Below are 403 nucleotides of genomic sequence, written 5' to 3' on the forward strand. Positions count from 1 at the left end.
GAATTGACTCAAGGTCTAGATTCAGGCTTCAACAAAACAGTATTCCAGTACGGTACAGAAGGCTACTCTAAAACAATGGCATTCTACGGCGACGGTAGCTGGTACGGTGCAGAAGCTGACAGTGGCGCATCTGGTTACCGCCTAATCAACTGGGGTGTAATCGGCATGGGCGAAAACTGGGAAATGGGTCACCAGTTAGTATACGGTGTTGGTGAAGACATGTGGGCTGGCCAAGACAAGTGGGAAGCAATGTCTGTAGTTGTACGTCCAATGTACAAATGGGATGACAACCACAAAACTATCTTCGAAGCTGGTTACGCTATCGATGATAACGACGGTGCAGAGAACAAGTTCGGTAAACTAACTGTTGCTCAAGCATGGTCTGCTGGCTCTAGCTTCTGGG

At 48.1% G+C, this 403-nt stretch carries 1 protein-coding gene; it reads left to right on the top strand.

Annotated features, from left to right (window positions below):
- The coding region (locus tag AB4486_RS25425) for a carbohydrate porin (RefSeq protein WP_372119493.1) at positions 1 to 403 on the top strand (403 nt) is incomplete at both ends.

Source organism: Vibrio sp. 10N.222.55.C6, from assembly GCF_041473395.1.
Taxonomy (GTDB): Bacteria; Pseudomonadota; Gammaproteobacteria; order Enterobacterales; family Vibrionaceae; genus Vibrio; species Vibrio crassostreae_C.